Annotated in this window: 2 protein-coding genes; both read left to right on the forward strand. The window is 66.1% G+C overall.

Going from position 1 to position 546, the window contains the following annotated elements; translation table 11 throughout:
- Positions 1 to 399 (forward strand): aldehyde dehydrogenase family protein (locus tag EN852_RS34805; RefSeq protein ID WP_135879592.1); only part of this gene is annotated, 399 nt, incomplete at its 5' end.
- 4 nt (positions 400 to 403) lie between these two features.
- Positions 404 to 546, forward strand: a 143-nt coding sequence (locus tag EN852_RS34810; RefSeq protein WP_135879593.1) for an FAD-binding protein, incomplete at its 3' end; no start/stop codon positions are given.

Genomic DNA, 546 nt, shown 5'->3' on the forward strand with positions numbered 1-546 from the left:
GTCGAACGCGTCAGCGGCGCGCGGCCGGTGCCGACGAAAGGTTACTATGTGGCGCCGACCATCTTGCACCATGTCAAGCCGGAGATGGAGATCGTGCGCGAGGAGGTATTCGGCCCGGTCGTGGCGGCGATGCCTGTCGCCGATCTCGACGAGGCGATCCGCATCGCCAACGACACGCGCTACGGCTTGTCGGCCTCGATCTGGACCCGCGACATGGGCAAGGCAATGACGGCGATCCATGGCCTCAAGGCCGGTACGGTGTGGGTGAACTCGCACAACACGCTGGATCCGGCAGCGCCCTTCGGCGGCTTCAAGCAATCCGGCATCGGCCGCGAGCATGGCCGCGCGGCGATCGAGGGCTACCTCGAAACCAAGACCGCCATCATGCGCTACGCCTAATCCGATGACGGACACGTACGATTACATCGTCGCCGGCGCGGGCTCAGCAGGCTGCACGCTAGCGAGCCGACTGGTCCAGGCCGGCAAGCGTGTGCTCGTCGTCGAGGCTGGCCCCGCCGACAACACGCGATTCATCGACATGCCGGC

Source organism: Mesorhizobium sp. M2E.F.Ca.ET.209.01.1.1 (assembly GCF_004010375.2).
Classification (GTDB): Bacteria; Pseudomonadota; Alphaproteobacteria; order Rhizobiales; family Rhizobiaceae; genus Mesorhizobium.